The sequence below is a fragment of the Lysobacter sp. DMC97 genome (genome assembly GCF_056313745.1).
The window spans coordinates 23861-49547 of sequence record NZ_JBQUZR010000004.1; the positions used below are offsets into that span (position 1 = coordinate 23861).

26 protein-coding genes are annotated in these 25687 nt (G+C 69.5%); 8 read left to right on the top strand and 18 right to left on the bottom strand.

The window, feature by feature from the left end; all coding sequences use genetic code 11:
* Positions 1-28: 28 nt before the first annotated feature.
* Positions 29-433: a hypothetical protein gene (locus ACT53Q_RS09300; protein ID WP_476186375.1), complete on the top strand. Its 405-nt coding sequence runs from the start codon at positions 29-31 to the stop codon at positions 431-433.
* Positions 434-460: 27 nt separating this feature from the next.
* On the opposite strand, the gene ACT53Q_RS09305 is transcribed toward ACT53Q_RS09300, so the two are convergent.
* From ACT53Q_RS09305 to orn, 3 genes are read right to left on the bottom strand one after another with little or no spacing between them, the layout of a single operon-like run.
* Positions 461-1327, bottom strand: coding sequence for an EcsC family protein (locus ACT53Q_RS09305; protein WP_476186376.1), 867 nt, complete (start codon positions 1325-1327; stop codon positions 461-463).
* A gap of 40 nt (positions 1328-1367) precedes the next feature.
* A complete protein-coding gene (locus ACT53Q_RS09310) occupies positions 1368-1826 on the bottom strand; it encodes a YciI family protein (protein WP_476186377.1) in 459 nt (152 codons plus the stop codon).
* Positions 1823-2407, bottom strand: coding sequence for an oligoribonuclease (gene orn, locus ACT53Q_RS09315; protein ID WP_476186378.1), 585 nt, complete (start codon positions 2405-2407; stop codon positions 1823-1825). The genes ACT53Q_RS09310 and orn overlap by 4 nt, the downstream gene beginning before the upstream one ends.
* A 65-nt stretch (positions 2408-2472) precedes the next feature.
* Between orn and ACT53Q_RS09320 the strand changes: the two genes are divergently transcribed.
* Entirely contained in the window at positions 2473-2934 is a 462-nt protein-coding gene (locus tag ACT53Q_RS09320) for a DUF2721 domain-containing protein (protein ID WP_476186379.1), read from the top strand.
* 197 nt (positions 2935-3131) lie between these two features.
* Here the strand turns inward: ACT53Q_RS09320 and tadA are convergent, their stop codons facing one another.
* Entirely contained in the window at positions 3132-3638 is a 507-nt protein-coding gene (gene tadA / locus ACT53Q_RS09325; protein ID WP_476186380.1) for a tRNA adenosine(34) deaminase TadA, read from the bottom strand.
* Between the two features lie 153 nt (positions 3639-3791).
* Between tadA and ACT53Q_RS09330 the strand changes: the two genes are divergently transcribed.
* Both ACT53Q_RS09330 and ACT53Q_RS09335 read left to right on the top strand, forming a co-directional pair.
* Complete coding sequence (locus ACT53Q_RS09330; protein ID WP_476186381.1) at positions 3792-6866, top strand: LodA/GoxA family CTQ-dependent oxidase; 3075 nt, start codon at positions 3792-3794, stop codon at positions 6864-6866.
* A 13-nt stretch (positions 6867-6879) separates the two neighbouring features.
* Positions 6880-7989: an FAD-dependent monooxygenase gene (locus ACT53Q_RS09335; RefSeq protein WP_476186382.1), complete on the top strand. Its 1110-nt coding sequence runs from the start codon at positions 6880-6882 to the stop codon at positions 7987-7989.
* A 13-nt stretch (positions 7990-8002) separates the two neighbouring features.
* On the opposite strand, the gene ACT53Q_RS09340 is transcribed toward ACT53Q_RS09335, so the two are convergent.
* The 3 genes from ACT53Q_RS09340 to adh form a co-directional block, all read right to left on the bottom strand.
* Positions 8003-8380, bottom strand: a complete 378-nt coding sequence (locus ACT53Q_RS09340) for a DUF779 domain-containing protein (RefSeq protein WP_476186383.1) — start codon at positions 8378-8380, stop codon at positions 8003-8005.
* 46 nt (positions 8381-8426) lie between these two features.
* Positions 8427-9125 (bottom strand): TorF family putative porin, encoded by a 699-nt coding sequence (locus ACT53Q_RS09345; RefSeq protein WP_476186384.1) that lies wholly within the window; start codon positions 9123-9125, stop codon positions 8427-8429.
* Positions 9126-9304: 179 nt separating this feature from the next.
* Positions 9305-10828 (bottom strand): aldehyde dehydrogenase, encoded by a 1524-nt coding sequence (gene adh, locus ACT53Q_RS09350; protein ID WP_476186385.1) that lies wholly within the window; start codon positions 10826-10828, stop codon positions 9305-9307.
* 220 nt (positions 10829-11048) lie between these two features.
* Here adh and ACT53Q_RS09355 point away from each other — a divergent pair, with 220 nt between their 5' ends.
* A complete protein-coding gene (locus ACT53Q_RS09355) occupies positions 11049-12944 on the top strand; it encodes a sigma-54-dependent Fis family transcriptional regulator (protein WP_476186386.1) in 1896 nt (631 codons plus the stop codon).
* Positions 12945-12957: 13 nt separating this feature from the next.
* Here the strand turns inward: ACT53Q_RS09355 and ACT53Q_RS09360 are convergent, their stop codons facing one another.
* From ACT53Q_RS09360 to folD, 5 genes are all read right to left on the bottom strand, one after another.
* On the bottom strand, positions 12958-13461 hold the full coding sequence (locus ACT53Q_RS09360) for a hypothetical protein (protein WP_476186387.1): 504 nt from the start codon (positions 13459-13461) through the stop codon (positions 12958-12960).
* A gap of 94 nt (positions 13462-13555) precedes the next feature.
* On the bottom strand, positions 13556-14029 hold the full coding sequence (locus ACT53Q_RS09365; RefSeq protein WP_476186388.1) for a hypothetical protein: 474 nt from the start codon (positions 14027-14029) through the stop codon (positions 13556-13558).
* 71 nt (positions 14030-14100) lie between these two features.
* Positions 14101-15666: a glutamine-hydrolyzing GMP synthase gene (gene guaA, locus ACT53Q_RS09370; protein WP_476186389.1), complete on the bottom strand. Its 1566-nt coding sequence runs from the start codon at positions 15664-15666 to the stop codon at positions 14101-14103.
* 246 nt (positions 15667-15912) lie between these two features.
* A complete protein-coding gene (gene guaB, locus ACT53Q_RS09375; RefSeq protein WP_476186390.1) occupies positions 15913-17370 on the bottom strand; it encodes an IMP dehydrogenase in 1458 nt (485 codons plus the stop codon).
* A 60-nt stretch (positions 17371-17430) separates the two neighbouring features.
* Positions 17431-18309 (bottom strand): bifunctional methylenetetrahydrofolate dehydrogenase/methenyltetrahydrofolate cyclohydrolase FolD, encoded by an 879-nt coding sequence (gene folD, locus ACT53Q_RS09380; protein WP_476186391.1) that lies wholly within the window; start codon positions 18307-18309, stop codon positions 17431-17433.
* Between folD and ACT53Q_RS09385 the strand changes: the two genes are divergently transcribed.
* Genes ACT53Q_RS09385 through ACT53Q_RS09395 form a run of 3 tightly spaced genes read left to right on the top strand, consistent with a single transcriptional unit; the run spans position 18308 to position 19784 of the window.
* Entirely contained in the window at positions 18308-18691 is a 384-nt protein-coding gene (locus ACT53Q_RS09385; RefSeq protein WP_476186392.1) for a hypothetical protein, read from the top strand. The two genes, folD and ACT53Q_RS09385, sit on opposite strands and share 2 nt — an antisense overlap.
* Before the next feature lie 7 nt (positions 18692-18698).
* Entirely contained in the window at positions 18699-19001 is a 303-nt protein-coding gene (locus ACT53Q_RS09390; protein WP_476186393.1) for a DUF1244 domain-containing protein, read from the top strand.
* A gap of 6 nt (positions 19002-19007) precedes the next feature.
* Complete coding sequence (locus ACT53Q_RS09395) at positions 19008-19784, top strand: alpha/beta hydrolase (protein WP_476186394.1); 777 nt, start codon at positions 19008-19010, stop codon at positions 19782-19784.
* 18 nt (positions 19785-19802) lie between these two features.
* On the opposite strand, the gene ACT53Q_RS09400 is transcribed toward ACT53Q_RS09395, so the two are convergent.
* The 6 genes from ACT53Q_RS09400 to der form a co-directional block, all read right to left on the bottom strand.
* On the bottom strand, positions 19803-20696 hold the full coding sequence (locus tag ACT53Q_RS09400) for a DUF2272 domain-containing protein (RefSeq protein WP_476186395.1): 894 nt from the start codon (positions 20694-20696) through the stop codon (positions 19803-19805).
* Between the two features lie 5 nt (positions 20697-20701).
* Entirely contained in the window at positions 20702-21850 is a 1149-nt protein-coding gene (moeB, locus tag ACT53Q_RS09405) for a molybdopterin-synthase adenylyltransferase MoeB (RefSeq protein ID WP_476186396.1), read from the bottom strand.
* Between the two features lie 162 nt (positions 21851-22012).
* Complete coding sequence (locus tag ACT53Q_RS09410) at positions 22013-23263, bottom strand: molybdopterin molybdotransferase MoeA (RefSeq protein WP_476186397.1); 1251 nt, start codon at positions 23261-23263, stop codon at positions 22013-22015.
* On the bottom strand, positions 23260-23871 hold the full coding sequence (gene mobA, locus ACT53Q_RS09415) for a molybdenum cofactor guanylyltransferase (protein WP_476186398.1): 612 nt from the start codon (positions 23869-23871) through the stop codon (positions 23260-23262). Before mobA ends, ACT53Q_RS09410 begins: the two co-directional genes overlap by 4 nt.
* On the bottom strand, positions 23868-24251 hold the full coding sequence (locus ACT53Q_RS09420) for a DUF4288 domain-containing protein (protein WP_476186399.1): 384 nt from the start codon (positions 24249-24251) through the stop codon (positions 23868-23870). The genes mobA and ACT53Q_RS09420 overlap by 4 nt, the downstream gene beginning before the upstream one ends.
* Positions 24252-24263: 12 nt before the next feature.
* Positions 24264-25664 carry a ribosome biogenesis GTPase Der gene (der, locus tag ACT53Q_RS09425; protein ID WP_476173063.1) on the bottom strand — a complete coding sequence of 467 codons (1401 nt, stop codon included), beginning with the start codon at positions 25662-25664 and terminating at the stop codon, positions 24264-24266.
* Between the last annotated feature and the right edge of the window lie 23 nt (positions 25665-25687).

A 25687-nucleotide genomic window follows, 5' to 3' on the forward strand; every position in this document is an offset into this window, starting at 1 on the left:
TCGCCATCGCCCTCCACGGACATCGCACATGGACGAGGTCTCGACCTTCCGGCTCAACCTGATGCGTGCGCTCTACCTGCTGATGTTCGTGGGCCAGGCCGTGGTCACCGGGCCGGGCATCGTGCATCCGCCCGCGGATCTCGATCTGCCTCACAGTGTGATCCGGAGTTTCCTCGGCACGATCTCGCTGCTGTCGATCATCGGCCTGCGCCATCCGCTGAAGATGCTGCCGCTGCTGCTGTTCGAGTTCGCGTGGAAGGCGCTGTGGGTCGGCGCGTTCTGGCTGCGGCTGTGGCAGGGCCATGCGACCACGCCGGCGATCGACGAGACCTTCTTCGAGATCATGCTGGGCGTGGTGCTGGTGCCGCTGGTGATCCCGTGGGGCCACGTCTGGCGCCGCTACGTGAAGGCGCCCGCGGAACGCTGGCGCTGACCGCGCGCCTGCGGTGGCCGTGCCCGCTCAGCCCGGGCCCGGCACCGGCTTGCGCGAATCCTCGACGATCCGTCGATACGCCGCTTCGACGACATCGGCACCGTGCTTCGCTTCGAGCCGCCTGACGATGAAATGGCCGCGGGCGACGTCCTGGTAGTAATCGACGAACAGCGCATTCAGCGCCGCGCCGCTGAGCGCACCGATCACCGGTACCGCCTGCGCGGCGAACTTCTCGCTGACGACCACGCCGAAGCGCGCGGCGATCTTCTCGATCGCGGTCGCCAGCCACTTCGCCGCCTGCTTCGAGGTCACGCCGGGCGCGTGGCCGCTGCCGTGCCGGGCGGCGACCTGCGCGAGTTCCTTCGACAGGTGGCGCATGGCATCGGTGGTGAAGCCACGCACCGCGTAATAGCCGACGTCGCCGGCATCGTCGGCGGTCGAGTGGCCGCCGAAGGCGAACACTTCGAGGCAGGCCTGTTTCGTGGCGAGATCGCGCAGGTCGAAGCCCTCGCTGCGCGCCACGTCGGCGACCGAGCGCATCATCATCGTGGTGGTGATCGGCAGTTCGACGAACAGCGCGGCGAAGCCGAACGCGCCGCCGACCGCACCGGTGCCGGCGGCGGCCAGCTTGTGCAGGCGCGTCGAGGCCGGCTTGCCGGGCGCGTTGTCCATCGACCACAGCGCGGCGTCCGCGGCCTTCGTCAGCGCCGTCTCGACGGCACCGTGCACGCGCGACGCGACCGGTTTCGGCAGGCGTTTGACCAGCCCCTCGACCGGCGAACCGATCAAACTCGCGATGCGCATGGCGATCGACGGCGATTCCAGCAGCGCGACGGCGCGGCGCAGGTCGTCCGTGTCGGCCGCAGGCAGCGCGGCGGGGATCATCTCGGTCATGCGTCTCGTCCCTGTGTTTGCCACCGACCGGCGTGCCGGCTCACTTCAGCGTCGCGCCCTTCTGCGACAGCCACGGATGGATCTCGCAGGCGAGACGTCCCGCCTGCACCGCCGGATCGTCGTGGCACATGGCCTCGGCACCGGCGCGATCGGGCACGTCGAGGATGAAGATCCCGCGCCAGTCGCCGTCGTCCATGAACGGCCCGGCGATCTGCAATTGCCCGCGGTCGGCATAGGCCTGCATGTTCGCCATGTGCCCGGCCTGCAACCGCCCGGCGTCCTCGGCGGACTGGTCGCGCTTCGGGCCCTTCTTCAGCATCACGAACCAGTACTGCTTCATGCCCGGCGGCAAGGCGGGCGTCGCGGCAGGCGTCGCCTGCGCGGGTGCGGGCGCAGGTGCAGGTGCGGGCTCGTCCGCGCGTGCAACATGCGCGAAGGCCAGGGCGAGCAGCGGCAGGCACAGCGACGAGGCGAGCGTGGACGGGGATATCGGGATCACTCCGGTGACGGAACGAACTGGGCGAGCCGCGCGCGGTAGTGGCGCAGTTCGGCGATCGAATCGCGCACGTCGCTGAGCGCGGTGTGCGCGGACTCCTTCTGCACGCCCTGCAGCACCTGCGGCGCCCAGCGCCGGGCCAGTTCCTTGAGCGTGCTCACGTCGAGGTTGCGGTAGTGGAAATAGCGCTCCAGTTCCGGCATCTGGCGATGCAGGAAGCGCCGGTCCTGGCAGATCGAGTTGCCGCACATCGGCGAGGTCTTCGGTCCGATCCAGGACTGGAGGAAGGTGATGGTGCCGCGCTCGGCCTCGGCCATCGACACGCCCTGCCTCAGCACGCGGTCCCACAGCCCCGACTTGCGGTGCTGGTTGAGGTTCCAGTCGTCCATCGCCTCGAGCGTGGCGAGGTCGTGGGCGATCGCGAATTCCGGCCCCTCGGCGAGGACGTTGAGCTGGGCGTCAGTGACGACGGTGGCGATCTCGATGATCGAATCGCGGTCGGTGTCGAGCCCGGTCATTTCCAGGTCGATCCAGATCAGGCGGCCCTCGGAAGGCAGGCTCTCGGTCGCGGAGGAAGTCGTCATGCGCTCGCAGGATGGGTCGGGAAGCCGCATCATAGCCCACCCGTTTGCGGCATCCGGGCCCCGCCATGACCCTCCACATCCCCACCGACCACCAGACCATCCTCGGCGCGATGCTGGCGCCGGCGCTGTTGATGGCCGCGACCGGTTCGCTGCTGGTCTCGGCCAATGCCCGGCTGGCGCGCGTCGTCGACCGGCTGCGTTCGCTGATCGTGGCCTGGGAGCACGACGCCCCCGACCGCAACGAACGCGACACCCAGATCCGCCGCCACCGGCATCGGTCGGCGCTGGTGTTGCGCGCCTGCCGGCTGCTGTACGCGGCGCTGGCCTGCTTCATCGGCACCAGTCTCGCGCTGGCCGCGGACGCCCTGCTCGGCTTTCCCTTCGTGGGCGCGGTGCCGACGGTGCTCGCGGTGGCCGGCATGGCCTGCCTGCTCGGCGCCAGCCTGACGATGGGCCGCGAGGTCAGCCTGTCGGTGCGCAGCTTCGACGAGGAACTCGACCAGGAACTCGCGCGCAGGCGTGGGTGAGCTGCGGCGTTGCCGCGGCTTGCGGCACGGCAAGCACCGGTAGAGCGGCCTGACCAGCCATTCGGCTGTTGAACGCCAGGCCGCTGCTCTGTCGGTAGAGCGGCCTTCAGGCCGCTGCTGTTCGAGACTACGTCAAAGGCAGCGGCCTGAAGGCCGCTCTACCGAAAACACCGGTATCGACGAATGCGGGCGACGGGTCAGATCGGCGGCTTGCCGCGCTTGCGGCGGAAGTAGTTGGTGAGCATCGTCCCCGCTTCCGCGGCGAGCAGGCCGCCGTCGACGGCAACGCGGTGGTTGTGCCGCGGGTCGGCCAGCAGGTCGAAGACGCTGCCGGCGGCGCCGGTCTTGGGATCGGTCGCGGCATAGACCACACGGGCCACCCGTGCATGCACTGCCGCCATCGCGCACATCGCGCAGGGTTCGAGCGTGACGTACAGCGTGCAGCCGGTCAGGCGATGGTTACCCAGCGTGCGACCACCTTCGCGCATGGCGACGATCTCCGCGTGCGCGCTCGGGTCATGGTCGCCGATGTTGCGGTTCCAACCCTCGCCGACCACGTGCCCGTCGGCGTCGACCAGCACCGCGCCGACCGGGATCTCGTCGTGCTCGCGCTCGGCGCGGACGGCGAGCGCCAGCGCGTGGCGCATCCAGTGCAGATCGGCGTCGGTCCACGCCGGCGTCGAGGCGTCGTCGGCGGCCGTCATCGGACCGCTCCGGGCGGGTTTCCACGTTGCATCGGCCAATGATGGGCATTCGCCCGGCCTGTGTCATCTTGCAGGTTCGCGGCGCACGCGGCAGCGGCTACGCTCTGCGTCTCGAAGGATTCCGCGCCAGGCGCGCACGACAGGGGACGTTCCATGACCGCACCGACCACGCCATCCGCCGCCGCATCCGCCGGCGGCTGCACGCCCACGCCCGTCCGCCTGCCGCCGACGCTGCCGCCGGAACCCTGCTGCTGCGACGGCGACCCGATCGAAGGCCTGAAGCAGCTGTTCGTCGACTACTTCCAGGGCCGCGGCATGGCCGCCGGCCGCGATCCCGCGACGCGGCCGGTGTTCCTGCGCCTGCACGGCGCGGCGCACGGCCGCTTCCTCGTCGATCCCGACCTGCCGCAGGACCTGCGCATCGGCGTGTTCGGCCAGAAGAGCGAGTACCCGGCCTGGGTGCGCTTCTCCTCCGACGTCCAGCCCGGCGCGCCCGATCTCAAGGGCACCTGCGGCATCGGCATCAAGCTGTTCGGCGTGGACGGCGAGAAGCTGCTGGCGCCTGACCGCGAGGCGACCACGCAGGACTTCATCCTGCAGAACCACGACGTGTTCTTCGTCGACACCGCGAAGGACATGTGCGAGTTCACGTGTGCCTCGCTACACGGCAAGGGCGATGCCTACCTCGCCGCGCACCCGGTGACGCAGCAGGTGCTGGACGCGATGGAGAAGGTCGTCGATTCGGTGCTGACCACGCCCTACTGGAGCGTGCTGCCCTACCGCTTCGGCGAATCGCGCTACGTGAAGTACTGGCTGGAGCCACTGGAAGCCCCGCCGGCCGACACCGCGCCGGACTTCGACGATCCGTTCTACCTGCGCGCCGACCTCCACGCGCGGCTGCGCAAGGGCCCGGCGCGGTTCCGCTTCCTCGCCCAGTTCCGCACCGACGACGCGACGATGCCGCTGGACGCCGCGACCGTGCGCTGGAGCGCCGAGGCCAGCCCGCCGGTGGCGCTGGGCATCCTCGAACTGCCGCTGCAGGACCTCGACACCCGCGGCCAGTCGACCTACGGCGAGAACCTCGCCTGGAACCCGTGGCACGCGCTGCCCGAGCACGCGCCGGTCGGCAGCATTTCCGATGCGCGCAAGGTCGTGTATCGCGCGTCCGCCGACAATCGCCGCAACGTCAACGGCGTGCCGCTGGCCGAACCCGCGGCGCCGCGCCCGGCCGAATACGCGCCCGGCGTGCCCTACCCGGCCGCGAAGGACACCCGCGTCGTGCGCGCGGCGATCCACCCGGCGATCGGCATCGCCCGCGTCGGCAACAGCCTCGACGCGTACTACATCGGCCCGCAGGTCATCGACCCGCCGCCGCAGCCGCTCGGCTTCTACCGCGACGCCACCGGCGCACTGAAGCGCGAGGCCGCGCAGTTCCGGATCTACGGCTACAACGCCGCCGGCGAGGTGGTGCGCGAACTGACCTCCGACTGGGCCGACATCGCCTGGACCGTGCACCTCGCCAACCGCAAGGCGGCCTGGTACCAGTGGCAGATCGCGATGGACATCCCCGAGGCCGCGACCACCGTGCTGCCGCGGCGCAACGCGAAGGTGAAGGGGAAGGATCGCGATGGCCTCGTCATCGATGCCGGCCCGCAGCGCATCGCCGGCCGCGACACCGCGCCGGTGACTTGCGCCGGGATGTTCACCGACGTCCCGGTGACGCTGGGCGAGCTGCGGACCGACGCCAGCGGCCGCCTGCTGGTGCTGCCCGGCCACGGCATCTCGGCCTCGCCCACCGGCGCGCCGATCTTCATTCCCAGCGACGGCAATTCCTTCATCAACGCCGACGGCTGGTACGACGACACCTGCGACGGCACGGTGGAGGCGACGGTCAACATCGAGGGCCGCGCGATCCCGGTCGAAGCGGCGTGGGTCGTCACCGCGCCGCCGAATTACGCGCCGCAGGTGAAGGCCGAGCGCACGCTGTACGACCTGCTGCACGATCTGTACGTGCAGGCGGCGTGGCTGCCGGCGCCGGCGACGGTGTCGTTCACCGACGACGTCTACCCGATCCTGCAGCGCCTCAGCGGCCTGCAGTGGGTGAACCAGGGCTTCGCCACGTTGTTCGGCCACGGCGGGCAGTACGACTTCGAATCGCCGGCGCTGATCGCGCGGCTCTCCGCGCTGCCGCCGCCGGGCGAGTACGACCCGAACGCCGAATTCCGCCGGCAGGTGTTCAACAGCTTCCGCCCGCCAAACCCGCCCGACGGCAACCAGTTGCCGTGGCCGTGGCTGTACGGCGACGCGATGGAAGTCCCGGCCGGTGAAAGCCCGCGCCAGAACGCCGCGATCACCACGACGCAATGGACGGTGCTGCAGCGCTGGGCGAACGGCGAGTTCGTCGCCGACTGGAATCCCGCATCCGTGCCGCCGGCGAACATCGACGCCGTGCCGCTGGCGAAGCAGCCGGCGATGCTCGATCGCGCCGCGCTCGACTTCTGTCTCGCCGACGCCTTCCACCCCGGCTGCGAGATGACCTGGCCGATGCGGCACCTGTCGCTGTACGCGGCGCCGTTCCGCATCCGCCGCCGCCCGCCGGGCACGCCGGAGCCGGATTACGGCAGCACGCTCGACCAGGCGACCGCACTGTCGCAGGACGGCCCGCTGCACGCGCAGGGTCCCGGCGACATCAACCGCTGGATGGGCCTGCCGTGGCAGGCGGACACCGCGTACTGCCGCGCCGGCTACGACCCCGACTACGACCCGTTCGCGCCGACGTTCTGGCCCGCGCGCGTGCCCAACCACGTGCTGACCGCGGACGACTACGCGATCGTGGTCGACCCGTCGCAGCCGATGTCGCGCCGGATCGCCGCGTTCTCCGACCGCACCAGCTGGAACAAGCCGCTGCACGGCACCACGGTCGAGCAGATGCTGCAGATGGTGCGGATGTTCGGTTCGATGGGCCTGGTGGAAGTGCGCGCCGGTGTGCAGGGCGATCCCGCGTTCCCGGCGACGATGATGGTCGCGTCCTACGGCCCGGGCGTGGCGCCGGCCGATGCCGCCACCGTCGCGCATGCGACCCCGGGAGCGCCGCGCCTGCAGGCCACGGCCGACGGCGACACCGCGCACCTCAAGGCGCGCCGCCTGCCGCACGGCGCGAACTTCGCCAGCCGCGAGGACGCCGACGCCGCGCCGCTGCCGGTGCGCCACGGCAAGCCGCGCGACTGAGCGCGGCGTGGCGATGACGACGGTCGATGTCGCCATCGCCGGCGGCGGCCCCGCGGGCGCCGCCGCCGGCCTCGCGCTCGCCCGCGCGGGGCTGCGCGTGCGCCTGTGCGAGCACGACGCCACGCGCCCGTTCCGCGTGGGCGAAGGCCTGCCGCCATCCGCGCGTTCGCTGCTGCGCGATCTCGGCGTGCTCGACCGCATGGCCGCCGACAGCCATCGCCCCAGCCCCGGCACGCTGGCGTTCTGGGGCAGTGACACGCCGCACGCCGAGGACACGCTGTTCGGCGTGCACGGCCACGGCTGGCAGCTCGATCGCGTCCGCTTCGACGCGAGGCTGCGCGAGGCCGCCACTGCGACCGGTGCCGACGTGCGCACCGCGACGCTGCGGCTCGATGCGGCGGGCGATGCACAGGCGCCACATCGGCTCGTCGCACGCGATGCGCACGGCGCCGAGGAAACGTTCACAGCACGCTGGCTGATCGATGCGAGTGGCCGCGCGGCGACGTTCGCGCGTGCGCTCGGCGCGGAACGCATCGCGCACGATCGATTGTTCGCGGTGCACCAGCGGCTGCACGGCGGCGCCGAGAGTGATCGCGACGGCCGCACCTGGGTCGAATCGGTCGCGGACGGCTGGTGGTACAGCGTGCTGCTGCCGTCGGGCGAACGGTTGATCGCCTTTCTCTGCGACGCGGATGCGGACGAACGCCGCCGTCTGCTCGACGATGATGGTCTGTGGCGCCATCTCGCCAATGCGCCGCAACTGCATGCGCTGTGTACCTCGCACGGCTGGACGCCGCACGGACGCGCGCACGGCGCCGAGGCATCGAGCGTCGAACTCGATCGCGCCGCCGGCGAGCGCTGGCTGGCGGTCGGCGATGCCGCCCTCGCCTTCGATCCGCTGTCGTCGAAGGGCATTTCCAGCGCGCTCTACACCGGCCTGCGCGCCGCGCAGGCACTGCTGGCCTGCGAACGCGGCGATGCCGCGGCACTCGATGCCTACGCGCATCATCTTCGCGACATCCACCGGCTCTACCGCGGACAACTGCGCGCATTCCATGCGATGGAAACGCGCTGGCCGACGTCACCGTTCTGGCAGCGACGGCAGCAGGACGTCGCGGCCTGACCGAGGCGGTCGCCTAGACGCGACCCGCGGCTTCCAGCGCCGCGTATTCGTCGTCGCCAAACAGGCACGAACGCACCAGGAAACGCACGCCCTCGCCGTTTTCCAGCGAGAACATGCCGCCGCGGCCTTCGACCACGTCGATGATCAGCTGCGTGTGCTTCCAGTACTCGAACTGCGGCCGGCTGATGTAGAACGGCGCGCCGCCGATCTCACCCAGTTGCACGTCGTTGTCGCCGACGATGAAGTCGTCCTGCGGGAAGCACATCGGCGACGAGCCGTCGCAGCAGCCGCCGGACTGGTGGAACAGCACCGGCCCGTGGCGCGTGCGCAGCTTGTCGATCAGCGCGAGCGCGGGCAGCGTGGCGATCACCTGCAGGGGCAGCGTCGGCATGGCGATGATTCTCCGGCGCCCGGCCCTCGGGCCGGGCGCCCTGTGGTCAGAACGCGACCTTCACGGTGCCGACGACGCGGCTGTCGAACAGGTCGCCGAGATCGTGCTGGTCGGTGTCATGGTAGCGCACGTCGAAACTCACGTGCTTGAACGGAGCGTAGCCCACGCCGACGTTCCAGGTCGAATAGTCGATCGTCTTCGACGTGTCCTGGCGACCCACGGCGCCACTGATCGACCACTGGTCATTGAGCGGGACGCTGCCGTTGACTTCGTAGTACGTGCCGGAGCCATCGCTGCCGAAGTAATCCGGCGTGTGCAGCACGGCGGCGCCGAGGCTGCCCTTGCCCACCGGATGGCTGACCGCTGCCTTGTATTCGATCGTGTCGATGTCGACACCGGCCGGCTGGTTGCGGTAGCCGTAGCGCACCACGCCGAGATCGAAGGTGAAATCGCCAGCCTTGGGCTTCCAGCCGACCCAGGCGTCGTATTCGAGGTCGATGTCGTTGCCGAAGTCGACGTTCTCGGCGCCGATGCCGCCGTAGAAGTCGCCGGCGGTCACGTCGAGCGTGCCGAAGACGAAGGGATCCTCGTTGGTCTGGCTGACGCCACGGAACACGTAGTCGGTGGCGGCGCCGATCGAGCCGCTGACGTTGACGTCGGATTCGGCGTGCGCGGCGCTGGCAAGGCCGGACAGCAGCAGGAAGGGCGCGGCGAGGCGCGCGACGGGAAGACGGGGTCGGTGCATGGTCGGTCCTGGGTGCGTGGTAGTGGAATGCGGAACCCGGGCCGAGCGCATCCCGCCCGGGCCGGAGCCCGGGAGCGATGCGTCGGACGGGAAGGCCTCTCGACGTGGGGGAGGACAGGCCTTCTAGAGCGGCCCGCTGGAGCGGGCCTTCGGGAGGATCGGGCCGGACGGGCCGGCGATCAGAAGAAGCCGAGCGCCTTCGGCGAGTAGCTGACCAGCAGGTTCTTGGTCTGCTGGTAGTGGTCCAGCATCATCTTGTGGGTCTCGCGACCGATGCCCGACTGCTTGTAGCCACCGAACGCGGCGTGCGCCGGATAGGCGTGGTAGCAGTTGGTCCACACGCGGCCGGCCTGGATCGCGCGGCCGAAGCGGTACAGGCGGCTGGCGTCGCGGCTCCACACGCCGGCGCCGAGGCCGTACAGCGTGTCGTTGGCGATCTCCAGCGCTTCGGCTTCCGTCTTGAACGTCGTGACCGACACCACCGGCCCGAAGATCTCTTCCTGGAAGATGCGCATCTTGTTGTGGCCCTTGAACACCGTCGGCTTGACGTAATAGCCGCCGGCCAGGTCACCGCCGAGTTCGTTGCGCTCGCCGCCGATCAGCACTTCGGCGCCTTCCTGCTTGCCGATGTCGATGTAGCTGAGGATCTTCTCGAGCTGCTCGCCGGAAGCCTGCGCGCCGATCATGGTGTTCGGGTCGAGCGGGTCGCCCTGCTTGATCGCGGCGACGCGGGCGATCACCTTCTCCATGAACTTCTCGTAGATCGATTCCTGGATCAGCGCGCGCGACGGACAGGTGCAGACCTCGCCCTGGTTGAAGGCGAACAGCACGAAGCCTTCCACGGCCTTGTCGAGGAAATCGTCGTCTTCGGCCATCACGTCGGCGAAGAAGATGTTCGGCGACTTGCCGCCGAGTTCCAGCGTCACCGGGATCAGGTTCTGGCTGGCGTACTGCATGATCAGGCGGCCGGTGGTGGTCTCGCCGGTGAACGCGATCTTCGCGATGCGCGGGCTGCTGGCCAGCGGCTTGCCCGCTTCGAGGCCGAAGCCGTTCACGACGTTCAGCACGCCCGGCGGCAGCAGGTCGCCGATGATCTCCATCAGCACGAGGATGCTCGCCGGGGTCTGCTCGGCGGGCTTGAGCACCACGCAGTTGCCCGCGGCCAGCGCCGGCGCCAGCTTCCACGCGGCCATCAGCAGCGGGAAGTTCCACGGGATGATCTGGCCGACCACGCCCAGCGGCTCGTGGAAGTGGTAAGCGATGGTGTCGTGGTCGATCTCGCCGACGGTGCCTTCCTGCACGCGCACCGCCGAGGCGAAGTAGCGGAAGTGGTCGGCCATCAGCGGGATGTCGGCGTTGAGCGTCTCGCGGATCGGCTTGCCGTTGTCCCAGGTCTCGGCGTGCGCCAGCAGTTCGAGGTTCTGCTCGATGCGGTCGGCGACCTTGTTGAGCACGTTGGCGCGGTCGGCGGCGGAGGTCTTGCCCCAGGCGTCCTTCGCGGCATGGGCGGCGTCGAGCGCAAGTTCGATGTCGTCCTTGCTCGAACGCGGGATGCGGGTGAAGGCCTTGCCGGTGATCGGGGTGATGTCGTCGAAATACTCGCCGCCCTTCGGCGCGACCCATTGGCCACCGATGTAGTTGCCGTACTGGGCCTTGAAGATGCGGGAATGGTCGTGCAGGTGGGGCTTGGCCATCGCGTTCATGGAGCAACTCCGAAAGGTGGTGGTGTCCCCCGTTACCGCAAGGCCGGTGCCAAGTGCCGCATGGTGCGACGCAGCAGCGACGAATGCCTGATGCCGCGGGCAGTTGCGTCGTCGCATGTTGCAACGCACAACAAGCAGCCCTTGCGCGGCGCGGTTTCGTGTGTTGTTTATCGGAACAGCCGCCGCCGCGACTGTCGCAGAATGCGACACAGGAGCCGCCATGACCCGCACCCGCCCGATCGACGAACTCGCCCACGCCCGCCGGTCGTTCTTCGAGCGCGGCAACGCCGTCGGCGCGGGCGAATTGCCGCAGACGATCCTGCGGTCGTGGCAGCGCTGCCGCCGCCTCGGCCTGCCGGAACGCGACACGCCGTCGATCGAGCCGGTGCCGGAAAGCCGCCTGCACGAGATGCGCGAGCGCAACGAACGCCTGCGCCGGCTGGCGCGCGCGGAGCTGGAACAGCTCGCGGCCGATGCCGACGGCAGCGGCAGCATCGTCGTGCTGACCGACGACACCGGCTGGATCCTCGATGCCACCGGCCATCCGCAGTTCCTCGACAAGGCCAGCCGCGTGGCGCTGCGTCCCGGCGCGTGCTGGAACGAATCGCAGGCCGGGACGAACGCGATCGGTACCGCGATCGTCGAACGCCGCGCGGTCGAAGTGCGCGGCGGCGAGCACTACCGCGCCCCGCACGGCATCCTCACCTGCACCGCCACGCCCATCCACGATCCCTACGGCCAGCTCGTCGGCGTGCTCGACATCAGCGGCGATGCCCGCGCCCAGCACCTGCACGCGCTGGGTCTCGTGCGCATGGCGGTGGCGAACATCGAACATCGTTTCTTCGAGGGCGGTCTCGACGGCTGCGAACTGCTGCGTCTGCAGCGCGATCCCGCCCTGCTCGGCTCCGCGCGCGAAGGCCTGCTGGCCTTCCGCAACGGCACGCTAGTCGCGGCGAACCAGGCCGGGCTGGCGCTCGCGGGGATCACCCGTGACGACCTCGGCCGCGTCGCCTACGACCTGCTGTTCGACGATCCGCTCTCGCGCCTGCGCAGCGAAGGCGCGCTGCGCGACCGCTGCGGCCGCGCGCTGTACGGCCGCGTGGACGGCGCGCCGCCGCGCGTGCAGATCGCGCTGCCGCCCGCGCGCGCGGGCGAGGCGCGTCCGCGCACCACGCCGCCGCGCCCGCCGGTGGACGATGGCCCGTTCTTCGACGCCGCCTGTGCCGCCGCGCTGGAGCGCGCGCGCCGGGTCCTCGATGCCGGCCTGCCGGTGCTGGTGCAGGGCGAGACCGGCAGCGGCAAGGAAGTCTTCGCGCGTGCCCTGCACGCCCGCTGCGCGCGCGCCGGCAAGCCGTTCATCGCGGTGAACTGCGCGGCGCTGCCCGAGGGCCTGATCGAGGCCGAACTCTTCGGCTACGAGGAAGGCGCCTTCACCGGCGCGCGCCGCCAGGGCAGCCCGGGCCTGCTGCGCCAAGCACAGGGCGGCGTGCTCTTCCTCGACGAGATCGGCGACATGCCGCTGGCGCTGCAGCCACGCCTGCTGCGCGTGCTGCAGGAGCGCGAACTCTCGCCGCTGGGCGGCGGCAAGCCGGTGAAACTCGACTTCGACCTCGTCTGCGCGACGCATTGCGATCTCGACGCCGCGGTCGAGGCCGGCCGCTTCCGCGCCGACCTGTTCTATCGCATCGCCCACCACCGCGTGCGGCTGCTGCCGCTGCGCGACTCCACCGAACGCGGGGCGATCGTCGATGCGCTGTGGCGGCGGGTCGCGGCCGGACGCACGCTCTGCGCCGATGCCCGGGCGGCCTTGGCCGCGCACCGCTGGCCCGGCAACTTGCGCCAGCTCGACGCCTGCCTGCGCACGCTGGTCGCACTGAGCGATCCGGGCGAATGCGTCGGCATGGACGCCCTGCCCGCCGAACTGCAGACGCATGTCGCGTCCGCACCGGCGCCGGTCCGTCCCGGCGGCATCGCCCAGCTCGACGTGCTGGAGGAAACCGCGATGCGCGATGCCCTCGCCGCCTGCGGCGGCAACGTCGCCCGCGCCGCGCGCCTGCTCGGCGTCAACCGCAGCACGCTGTACCGCCGGGTCGGGCGCCCGCAGCGTCCGCAGTGAAACGCGGCCCCGCCTAGCGCACCTTCATCGTCGTGCGGCTTTCCGACGCGATGGAACGGACTTCGCCGAGCGTGCGGACCAGCGTTTCGGTGCCGGCGGATTCGACCGACACGCGGCGGCCGAGCGTCAGCGACGAACGCAGTTTCACCGTGGCCTGCCGGCGATCCGGCGACAGCGTCACCGATTCGATCGTGTACTTCACGTCGGGCGCAATCTTCATCGGCTTGGCGATCTTGTAGAGCGCCCGCATCGACTCGCGCGTGGCCGCGCACGTGGCGTCGCGATCGAGTTCGATGCGCGCCTCGCCCTTGGCCGAACGATCGATCTCCACGTGCCGGAAATCCTTCGCCAACATCCCGCACAGCGCCTTGGCGTCGAGCCGGCGCAGCGCGTTGACCTCTTGCTGGTAGTGCGCGTAGACGATGTCCTCGTCCAGTTGGCTCATCTTGCGCTGGATCGCGAACATGCCCCCCGCGGCCGCGGCCAGCACGCCCACGCTGACGATCAGGTTCCTCATGCGGTGTCCCGTGGTCGATCTCCCTGCCCCGGGGGATCATACCCTAGGCAACTGCGACCTTGCCTCTGCACTGAAGGCAACTGCTCGTCACCGGCTATTCGGACGGAGTGCTCTCCATGCTATCGACTTGGTGCGAAAGCCCTCGCCGAGCCCTCAATGCTTCCTCAAATCGATGGGGATCACATTCCCTGCAAGCATTCAAAGGGTCATGACCGTGATATACCCGAAAAAATTTCTCTGAAATCCTTCGAACCTCTTCCATCTTGTCATTCAAATCAATCAAAGAGTACACCATTCCAAAATCCCTCAAAAACATCATCAGACTTGGAAGATCCGGAAGAAAAACACCATAGCAAGCAGTTCCCAGGGGCGAAATTGAGGCATAAAAAGAGCGCCCATCATTTGACTCATGAATGTCAATTGGATTATCAAGATTAGAGCCAAATGTGCATTTTCTAGAAGAAAACCCAACCCTTTCTAAATAATCATTGAACTCTTCTTCAAGCTTCCATTCTGGAATATCGCAGCCATCGCTCCAGCTACCACGGGTGTAAGTAAAATTCTCCATCGCACTCACTCCAGATTCATTGCGTGATTGAAGTTAGCAAGTGAAACCTTGAATACTGGCGTGCCAGGTGGTTACTCCCACTCGATCGTCGCCGGCGGCTTGCCGCTGATGTCGTAGACAACGCGGGAGATGCCGCGCAGTTCGTTGATGATCCGGCGCGAGACTTCGTCGAGGAAGTCGTACGGCAGGTGCGCCCAGTGCGCGGTCATGAAGTCGATGGTCTCGACCGCACGCAGCGCGATCACCCATTCGTAGGCGCGGGCGTCGCCGACCACACCGACCGATTTCACCGGCAGGAACACCGCGAACGCCTGCGAGGTCTTGTCGTACCAGCCCCACTTGCGCAATTCGTCGATGAAAATCGCGTCGGCCTGCGCCAGCAGTTCGGCGTATTCCGGCTTCACTTCGCCGAGGATGCGCACGCCCAGGCCCGGGCCCGGGAACGGATGGCGATAGACCATCTCGCGCGGCAGGCCGAGTTCGACGCCGAGGCGGCGCACTTCGTCCTTGAACAGTTCGCGCAGCGGCTCGACGAGGCCGAGCTTCATGTGCTCGGGCAAGCCGCCGACGTTGTGGTGGCTCTTGATGACGTGCGCCTTGCCGGTCTTGCTGCCGGCGGATTCGATCACGTCCGGATAGATCGTGCCCTGCGCCAGCCAGCGCGCGTTCGCGAGCTTGTTCGATTCTTCCTCGAAGATCTCGACGAAGAGGTTGCCGATGATCTTGCGCTTGGCTTCCGGGTCGGTGACGCCGGCGAGCGCACTGAAATAACGGTCGGCGGCATTCACGCGCACAACCTTCACACCCATATGCTCGGCGAACATCGCCATCACCTCGTCGCCTTCCTTCCAGCGCAGCAGGCCGGTGTCGACGAACACGCAGGTCAGCTGCTCGCCGATCGCGCGATGCAGTAGCGCCGCGACCACCGACGAATCGACGCCGCCGGACAGCCCGAGGATCACCTCGTCGCTGCCGACCTGTGCGCGCACGCGCGCGATCTGGTCGTCGATGATGTTCGCTGCCGTCCACAGCGCCTGGCAGCCGCAGATGTCGAGCACGAAGCGGCGCAGCAGCGTCTCGCCCTGCTTGGTGTGCGTGACTTCCGGATGGAACTGCACGCCGTACCAGCGGCGCGCCTCGTCGGCCATCGCGATGATCGGCACGCTGTCGGTGCGGCCGGTGACGGTGAAGCCGTCGGGGATCTTCGTCACGCGATCGCCGTGGCTCATCCACACGTCCAGACCGTTGCGGCCCGGATGGTCGGTCAGCGCACCGAGGAGCTTGTCGTTGCCGAGCACTTCGACTTCGGCGTAACCGAATTCGCGATGGTGCCCGCCCTCGACCAGTCCGCCGAGCTGCATCGCCATCGTCTGCATGCCGTAGCAGATACCGAGCAGCGGCAGCCCGCTGTCGTAGACCTGCTGCGGGGCGCGCGGCGAGCCGGCTTCGGTCGTCGACTCCGGCCCGCCCGACAGGATGATGCCCTTCGGGTTGAATTTCGCGATGTCGGCCGGATCGTGGTCCCACGCCCAGATCTCGCAGTAGACCCCGATCTCGCGGATGCGCCGCGCGATCAGCTGCGTGTACTGCGCGCCGAAGTCGAGGATGAGGATCTTGTCGCTGTGGAGGTTGGTCATGGTGCCGTGACTCGGGAAGCCGGGGATCGGAACGTCACTGTCATCCCGAGCGCAGCGAGGGACCTGCTTCTGTTTGCTCGGAAAGGGGAAAAGCAGGTCCCTCGCTGCGCTCGGGATGACAGCGGAAATACGTTTGTCGCGATGCCGTCCATGGCGGCACTGCGTCGGACGGGAGATCGCCCGGCCCGTCCCTCCATGGACGGGCGTTCGGCGACGCGCGAGCCAGTGGCTCGCAAGCGCGTCGCCTCACCCCATCCGATAGTTCGGCGGTTCCTTGGTGATCTGCACGTCGTGCACGTGGCTTTCGCGCTGGCCGGCGCCGGTGACCTTCACGAAATACGGCTTCTTGCGCATCTCGTCGATGGTGGCGCAGCCGACGTAGCCCATCGTCGCGCGCAGGCCGCCGGCGAGCTGATGCACCACGTTGCCCAGCGGGCCGCGATACGGCACGCGGCCTTCGATGCCTTCCGGCACCAGCTTGTCGGCGTCGCTGGCGTCCTGGAAATAGCGGTCCTTCGACCCCTTCTCCATCGCGCCCAGCGAGCCCATGCCGCGGTAGCTCTTGTAGCTGCGGCCCTGGAAGAGTTCGGTGTCGCCCGGGGCTTCCTCGGTGCCGGCGAACAGGCCGCCGATCATGATCGACGACGCGCCGGCGACGATCGCCTTGCCGATGTCGCCCGAGTAGCGGATGCCGCCATCGGCGATCAGCGGGATGCGGTCCTGCAATGCCTCGGCGACCATCGACACCGCGGTGACCTGCGGCACGCCGACGCCGGCCACGATCCGCGTGGTGCAGATCGACCCCGGGCCCACGCCGACCTTCACCGCGTCCGCGCCCGCGCCTTCCAGCGCCAGCGCCGCGTCGCCGGTGACGATGTTGCCACCGATGACCTGCAGGTTCGGGTACTGCTTCTTCGCCCAGGCCACGCGGTCGATCACGCCCTGCGAATGGCCGTGCGCGGTGTCGACGATGATCACGTCGACGCCAGCATCCACCAGCGCCTCGATGCGCTGCTCGGTGTCGCCGCCGACGCCGACCGCGGCGCCGACCAGCAGGCGCTCGCTGAGGTCGTAGGCGGCGTTGGGGTTGTCGCGCTTCTTCTGGATGTCCTTCACGGTGATCAGGCCGCGCAGGTGGAAGCCGTCGTTGACCACCAGCACCTTCTCGATGCGGTGCTTGTGCAGCAGTTCCAGCACTTCCTCGTCGCTGGCGCCCTCGCGCACCGTGACCAGCTTGTCCTGCTTGGTCATGATGTGGCTGACCGGATCGTCCAGCTTCTTCTCGAAGCGCATGTCGCGGCCGGTGATGATGCCGACCAGCTGGCCGCCGTCGACCACCGGCACGCCGGAGATGTTGCGCGCCCGGGTGAGCTTCAGCACGTCGCCGATGGTGGCGTCGGGGCCCACGGTGAAGGGCTCCTTGATCACGCCGGCCTCGAATTTCTTGACCTTCGCGACCTCGCCCGCCTGCTGCTGCCAGGTGAGGTTCTTGTGGATGATGCCGATGCCGCCGAGCTGGGCCATCGCGATCGCGAGGCGGGCTTCGGTGACCGTATCCATGGCGGCCGACACGATCGGCAGATTCAGCCGCAGGTCGCGGGTGAGCCGGGTGGCGAGGGAAACGTCCTTCGGGAGAACGTTGGAATGCGCGGGGACGAGGGAAACGTCGTCGTACGTGAGCGCTTCAGCCTGGATGCGGAGCATGGCCGGTCCGGAGGGGATGAAGCGCGACATTCTAACCCGCCGGCGCCCCTGCCCGCACGCTCAGGCCGCGGAATCGGCCGTACCGTCGGCGGCTTCGGCCGCTTCCAGCGTGTTCTGCATCAGGGTCGCGACGGTCATCGGGCCCACGCCGCCCGGGACCGGGGTGATCCAGCTGGCGCGCTCCGAGGCCGCGGCGAACTGGACGTCGCCGACCAGCCGGCCGTCGTCCAGGCGGTTGATGCCGACGTCGATCACCACCGCGCCGGGCTTCACCCACTCGCCCGGGATCAAGGCCGGCTTGCCGACCGCGACCACGAGGATGTCGGCCTCGCCCACGTGCCGGCGCAGCACGTCCGCCGGGGTGAACTTGTGGCAGCTGGTGACCGTACAGCCCGCGATCAGCAGTTCCAGCGCCATCGGCCGGCCGACGTGGTTGCTCACGCCGACGATGGTGGCGCTCTGCCCGCGCACCGGGCGGTCGGTGTAGGCCAGCAGGGTCGTGATCCCGCGCGGGGTGCAGGGCCGCAGGCCGAACTGGCGCAGCGCCAGGTGGCCGACGTTCTCGGGATGGAAGCCGTCCACGTCCTTGCGCGGGTCGATGCGGTGGATCAGCCGGGTCGCGTCGGGAATGCCCGGCAACGGCAACTGCACGAGGATGCCGTGGACGGCGGGATCGGCGTTGAGACGGTCGATCAGCGCCAGCAGCTCGGCCTCGGAGGTCCCGGACGGCAGGTCGAAGTCGAACGCGCGGATGCCGACCTTCTCTGCGGCGCGGCGCTTGTTGCGCACGTACGACTGCGAGGCGGGATCGCTGCCGACCAGCACCACCGCCAGCCCCGGCCGGGCCTTGCCGGCCGCCACCCGGGCGTCGACCTGGGCGCGGAGGTCGTCGAGCAGCGAATCGGCGATGCGTTTGCCGTCGAGGATGCGTGCGGTCATGGACACGTTGTTGCAGGAACGGGCCGCCATTATCGCCGAAGTGGCGGGCTCCGACCGCAAAGACCGCAGGAGGCAGACCGTGAATCAACCCCGGGCCCGTGACGTCGCCGCCGGCTTCGCCGCCGCCCGGCGCCGGTTCTTCGTCCTGACCTCGCTCGAAATGGCGACCTTCCTGGCGCTGCTGGCGGGCTGGGCGTTCCTGCTCATGCCGCGGGTGCACGTCGCCTGGCTGCTGGTCCCGGCGCTGCCGCTGCACCTGCTGTTCGCGTGGATCACGCGCCGCCAGGTCGTCTGCCCGGCCTGCCGCGCACCGCTGGCCGGCGACGACGGATTCGCGCCGTTCGCCGAAGCCTGCGACCATTGCGGCGCCCGTTTCCGATGAACCCGCCATGGACCCGCAGACCGTCACCGAACTCGAAGCCGCCGCCTTCCGCCGCCTGCGCGACCACCTGATGCACGCACGCCCCGACGTGCAGAACATCGACCTGATGATCCTCGCCGGCTTCTGCCGCAACTGCCTCGCCGACTGGTACCGCGAAGCCGCCGCCGAGCGCGGGATCGCGATGACCAAGGATGCCGCCCGCGAAACCGTCTACGGCATGCCGTTCGCCGAATGGAAGGCGCAGCACCAGCGCGAGGCCACGCCGGAGCAACTGGCGGCGTTCGAGGCGGCGACGAAACGGCACGAGTAACCGGCCATGCGCGTCTTCCTGATCATCGTCGCGATCCTCGCCCTGCTCGGCTACGTCGGCGCCTGCGCGTTCCTCTACGCGAAGCAGCGCGAGCTGATGTACTACGGCTGGGCGACCGCGATCGATGCGGCGAGTACAGACTACGCGCTGCGGCGTCCCGACGCGGTGCTGCGCGGCTGGGTGGTGAATGGCGGAGCGGAATCGCCGGTCCTCTACTTCGGCGGCAACGCTGAACACGTCGAACAGAATCGCGAGGACTTCGCGCGGTGGTTTCCGGGCCGCAGCCTGTATTTCCTCGCGTATCGCGGCTACGGCGCCAGCGACGGCATGCCGTCGCAGGAGGCGCTGGTGGCGGATGCGGTAGCGTTCTTCGACGACGTGCAGGCGCGGCATCCGGGGCAGCCGATCGACGTCGTCGCGCGCAGCCTCGGCACCGGCATCGCCAGCCAGCTCGCGGCGCGACGCCCGCTGGCGCGACTGGTGCTGGTCACGCCGTTCGACAGCATGCGCGCGACCGCGCAGGCGCACTACCCGGCCTTCCCGATCCGCTGGCTGCTGCAGGACACCTACGACTCGGCGTCGGCACTGCACGGGTTCCGCGGGCCGCTGCTGATCGTGCACGGCGGCCGCGACGACGTGGTGCCGGAAGCGAACACCCAGGCGTTGATCGCGTCGCTGCCGGCGCGGCCGACCGTCGTACGCATCCCGACCGCGGACCACAACGACATCTCGATACATCCGGAATTCGGGCCGGCGCTGGCGGCGTTCCTGCGCCGGCCATGACGCCCGACGCGGTCCCGCTCAGTCGCGCAGCTTGAGCAGCGCGATCCACGCCTTCGCGTTGAGGCTGCACGCGCGCTCGTGGTTGATGCGACACGTGGCATCGTCGGGCGCGGCGCGCGGCGGCACGAAACGGCCCGCGGCGTTGAGCGGCAGCTTGCGCAGCATCACCGTCTGCAGCACGTTGCCGCCGATCGTGTAGAGCTTGCGGTCGCCGTTGAGATCCACGCCCACGACGATGTCGCAGTGCGTCTTCAGGCCGATGCCGCCGGCATCGAGGAAGGCGACGAGATCGGCGTGCGTCGCCACCCGCGCCTCGCGCGAGTAGCACAGCAGGTCGCCGACTTCGGGGCGCTCGCGATCGGGCGCGACGAGGCGATAGCGCGGCCGTTCGGCCTTCGCGGCATGCGCCGCACGCAGATAGGTGATGTGTTCCGCCGAGAACGCGAAATCGTCGACGCCGGCGCGCTTCATCACGTGCGACACGAACGCCGCGGACCACGGGTGATCGAGGATGAAGGCGCGGCAGGCCGCGTCGTCCAGCCATTCGCCCGTCGGTGCCGCGCATTCCTTCGCGCCTTTCGCACCGCGCAGGTTGTCCAGCGCCGAGGTCGATCGCCAGTACTCGGCCACGCGTCGCCACGGCGCGGTGCCGCTGGCGAGCTTCTCGCTGCCGCCTTCGGCCTCCATCGGGATGTGGCCGTCCTGCCAGCCGACGCGGCCCTCGGCGTTGATGAAGGGCGCATACCAGTCCGCGTGCTCGCGGCAGGCGGTTTCGGCGATGCGCTGGCGAAGCCCGCCCGGCGCACCCGCATCGTCGGGGAACTCGCAGGGCAGCACGGTCGCGCCGGCGCGCGCGGACAGCGCCAGCGCGCAGCAGGCAAGCACCACACGCCAGCGCGACGCAGCACGCATGCGCCTCAGCCCTGCCCCGCGCAGAACGCGGCGTAGTCGATGTAGCCCGGGAAATCGCGTCCGGGCGCACACACCGGGCAAGCGGGATCGGGCGACAGCCGCAGTTCGCGGAAGCGCATCGCCAGTGCGTCGAACTGAAGCAGCCGGCCGGTCAGCGGCGTGCCGATGCCGAGCAGAAGCTTCAGCGCCTCGGTCGCCTGCACCAGCCCGATCACGCCGGGCAGCACGCCGAGCACGCCGGCCTCGGCGCAGTTGGGCGCGTCCTCGGCCGACGGCGGCTCGGGGAACAGGCAGCGGTAGCACGGCGCCTCGCCGCGATGGCGGCCGGCATCGAACACGCTGGCCTGCCCCTCGAAGCGATGCACGGCACCGTAGACGAGCGGCTTGCCCAGCTTCACGCAGGCGTCGTTGAGCAGGTAGCGCGCTGCGAAATTGTCGGCGCCGTCGATCACCACGTCGACGCCGTCGAGCAGGCGCTCGACGTTGTCCGACGTCACGCGTTCGCGCACGGCCTCGACCTGCGTGCGCGGATTCAGCGCCGACAGCGTGGTCGCGGCGGAATCGACCTTCGGCGTGCCGATCGCGGCCTCGGTGTGCAGGATCTGGCGCTGGAGGTTGCTGCGATCGACCACGTCGTCGTCGGCGATGCGCAGCCGGCCCACGCCGGCGGCGGCGAGATAGAACGCCACCGGCGATCCGAGCCCGCCCGCGCCGACCAGCAGCACGCGTGCTGCTTCGAGCCGCTTCTGACCGTCGATGCCGACCTGCGGCAGCCGCAGGTGGCGCGAATAGCGCTCGGCGAAGTCGGCGTCGATGCCGGCGTCGGGCAGCACCGTCGGCAGGCCTTCGGCGATCCAGCGCGCGGTGCCGCCGGCGACCGAGGCGACGTCCGCGTAGCCCTGCGCCGCCAGCGCGGTCGCGGCGATCATCGACCGCCGGCCGCTCTGGCAGATCAGCAGGATTTCCGCGTCGCGATCCGGCAGGTGCGCGGCCGGGTCCGCGAGCAGCGCGCCCATCGGCAGCGCAAGCGCGCCCTCGGCCATGCCGGTGGCGTGCTCGTGCGGTTCGCGCACGTCGACGAGGAGGCTGCCGCGGCGCTGGCGGTCGCGGGCGTCCTGCGGAGCCAGTTCGGGAATCGCGGTCATGGCGGGCATTCTCCCACGGTCATCGCAGCGACGGCGTCACCGCTTCTTTGTCATCCCGAGCGCAGCGAGGGACCTGCTTCATCATCGACGCATGCCATGCGGAAAGCAGGTCCCTCGCTGCGCTCGGGATGACAATGGGGAGTCGTCCTGATGCAGCCGTCGCGTGTCGGCTCAGTAGGACAGCACGTCGACGACCGCACCCGCATCGAGCGCGCATTCGCCCTCGCCCAGCACGATCAGCACGTCGGAATCGGCGGCGGCGCGCATGCGGTGCGAGCCGTCGGCGGGGTTGGGCTCGACCCACAGCGCGCCGTCGTCGTCGCAGGCCAGCCGGCCGCGCAGGAATTCGAGACGCTCGTGGGTCTTGCGCCACGGCGTGCGCAGGCGCGCGCGCAGCCGCGGGCGGGCATCGACGCGACCCTGCAGGCCGTCGAGCAGCGCACGGCCCAGCGTCAGATAGGTCGCCAGCACCGACACCGGATTGCCCGGCAGGCCCAGGAACAGCGCGTCGCCGAGGCCGCCCGTGCCGGGATTGTCCAGCGCCGAATGCGAGCCGGCGAACAGCACCGGCATGCCCGGCTTCATCCGCACCTTCCAGAAGTGGATCACGCCTTCGCGCCGGAAGAGTTCGGGGAGGTGGTCCTTCTCGCCGGCGGACACGCCGCCGCAGGTGATGACAACGTCGAAGGCGTGGCCGGCATGGCGCAGCGCGTTCTCGATGGCCGCCGGATCGTCCGGCAGCCGCGGCCACGCCACCGGCTCGAAGCCGTCGGCGCGCAACAGGCCCATCAGCAGCTCGCGATTGCTGTCGTACAGCTCGCCCGGGCGCAGCGGCAGGCCGGGTTCGACCAGTTCGTCGCCGGTGGTGAACACCGCCACGGTCGGCCGCTTCGCGACGTCGAGGCGATCCATGCCCTGCCCCGCGGCCAGCGCGACGCGCGACGGCGTGAGCACCTGCCCCGCCGACAGCAGCGCATCGCCGACGCGCACGTCCTCGCCGGCGCGGCGCACGTGCTGACCCGCCTTCGGTGCGATTCGCACGGTCACGTGATCGTTTTCGACCAGCGCGTTCTCCTTCATCACCACCGTATCCGCACCCGCCGGGAGCGGCGCGCCGGTGGTGATGCGCAGGCATTCGCCGGGGCCGACGACGCGATCGCCGGCCGGTCCGGCGAACTGCTCGCCGACGAGGCGCAGCGTCGTCTCGCCGTCCGCGGCAAGATCGGCATGGCGCAGCGCGAAGCCGTCCATCGCCGAGTTGTCGAAGCCGGGCTGGTCGACGACCGCGGCGAGGTCCTGCGCGAGCACGCGGCCGTGCGCGCGCGCCAGCGTCATGCGCTCGGCGGGCAGGCGTCGGTCCGCGGCCACGCTCGCGAGGATCGCGCGGGCCTCGTCGAAGGCGATGCGGGTCGGGAAGGTCATGGCGTGGCGCGTGTCGGGTGCGGATCGAAGCCCGCGGCACGGAGGTCGTCGGGCGTGTTGAGGTTGCCGAAGCGGAAGCCGGCGAACGGTACCGCCGGCAGGTCGAGACGTTCCCGCAGCGCGTGCACGGCGAGGACGTCCGCGGCGATGGCGGCCGCGCAGGCGCTGCGCAATGCCTCGACGCGCCACAGCGCGACCAGCGGCTGCGGCCCGTCGTCGTCGACTGCGAACGCCCCGTCGGCGCCGCGCTTCGACGCGAGCGTGCGGATCAGGCAGTCGTTGGCGCCGACGAGATCGACCGGCAGCGTGAGCAGCCACGGCGTCGTGCAGGCGGCGGCCAGCGCGTCGAGTCCGCCGATCGGACCGAGGCCGGGCGTGCGGTCGGCGACGGCGGTCAGGCCTTCCGTTTGGTAGCGATCGGGATCGCGATTCGCCGACACCAGCACCGCCGCGTGTTCGCCCGGCCAGCGCCGCGCCCAGCGCAGCACCTGCGGCACACCGGCGCGCGTCAGCCACGCCTTGTCGATGCCGCCAAGACGCGATGCGCGACCGCCGGCGAACAAGCCGAGGGTGAGGTCGCCGGGCGCGATGGTCGGCACATCGATCATGGACGCACCGATTCGTTGCGGATCGCGTTGAGCGCGGCTTCGTCTGGAAGGATCGCCGCCGCGCGCTCCATCGGCTGCTTGCGGGTCACGATGTCGTACCAGACCTCGTTCTCTTCGCACTCCGGGCCGAGCAGCAGCAGATCGAGGACGTCGACGAACTCGAAACGCACCGGATTGACGTCGCTGTTGCGATAGCGGTGCTGCTCCTTGCGTCCGTAGCGTTTGGCCCGGGCGAGCGCCTCGCGCGCATGCGTCGCGCGCAGGACCACGATCCGCTCCTCGCAGGTGCGCATGATCCCGTCGTCGCCATCGACCGTCACGCGGAACTGGAACAGCAGTTTCGCGGCGTAGCGTTCACTGGTTTCTTTATCGGCGGCCATGCCCGCCTCCGTTCACTTGTTCCGCTTGTGATGCCGGATCATCCGCTGGCGCTTCTTCAGCTGGCCCTCGGTCAGGACGTTCTTCTTGTCCTTGTACGGGTTGTCGCCTTCCTTGAAGACGAAACGCACCGGGGTGCCGATCAGCTTGAAACGGCGGCGGAAGAAGTTCTCGAGATAGCGCCGGTAGCTTTCCGGCAGCGTGCGCAACCGCGTGCCATGCACCACGAATGTCGGCGGGTTCTCGCCGCCCGGATGCGCGAAGCGCAGCTTCGAGACATGGCCGCGGATCGACGGCGGCGGATTGGTCTCGTAGGCGATCTCCATCGCCTGGGTCACTTCTGAGGTACTGAACTTGTGCGTGGCCGAACGATGCGCGCGATGGACCGCGGCGAACAGTTCGCGCAGGCCCGAGCCGTGCTTCGCGCTGATGTGCACGGCTTCGGCCCAGTTGACGAACGACAGCTTGCGCGACAGCAGGCCGTCGGTCTGCTCGCGCTGGTACTGCGACAGGCCGTCCCACTTGTTGACCGCCACCACCAGCGCGCGGCCGGCGTCGAGCACCGCACCGAGCACGCTGGCGTCCTGCTCGGTCACGCCTTCGCTGGCGTCGAGCATGATCACTGCGACCTGGCACTGCTCGATCGCCTGCAGCGTCTTCACGATCGAGAACTTCTCGACCGCTTCCTCCACCTTCGACTTGCGGCGGATGCCGGCGGTGTCGATCAGGCGGTACTTGCGGCCGTCGCGCTCCAGGTCCACCGCGATCGAATCGCGCGTGGTGCCGGGCACGTCGGAGGCGATCATCCGCTCCTCGCCGAGGATGCGGTTCACCAGCGTCGACTTGCCGACGTTGGGGCGGCCGACGAAGGCGATGCGGACGCGCTCGGGATCGTTGTCGAGCACCTCGGTGCCGCCTTCGGCGGGAAGCCGCGACAACACGTCGGCGAGCAGCTTGTCGAGGCCGGTGCGGTGCGCGGAGGAAATCGCGATCGACTCGGCGATGCCGTAGCGCGCGAACTCGGCGATCGCGGCGCGGCTGTCGATGCCATCGGTCTTGTTGACCACCAGCAGCGTCGGCCGGTCGGCCTTGCGCAGCCAGCGCAGGATCTCGTCGTCCAGCGCCGACGGGCCTTCGCGGCCATCGACGATGAACAGCACGAGGTCGGCCTCTTCCGCCGCGGCCCGCGACTGGCGCGCGGTGGCGCCGGCCAGGCCTTCCTCTTCGCCGGCGATGCCGCCTGTGTCCACGATCACGAACGACCGCGCCTCGTCGAGGCGGCAGACGCCGTAGTTGCGGTCGCGGGTCACCCCCGGCTCGTCGTGGACGAGCGCGTCGCGGGTACGGGTCAGGGCGTTGAACAGCGTCGATTTGCCGACGTTGGGCCGGCCGACGAGGGCGACGAGAGGCAACATGGCGGGGAGATCACGAAAGAGTC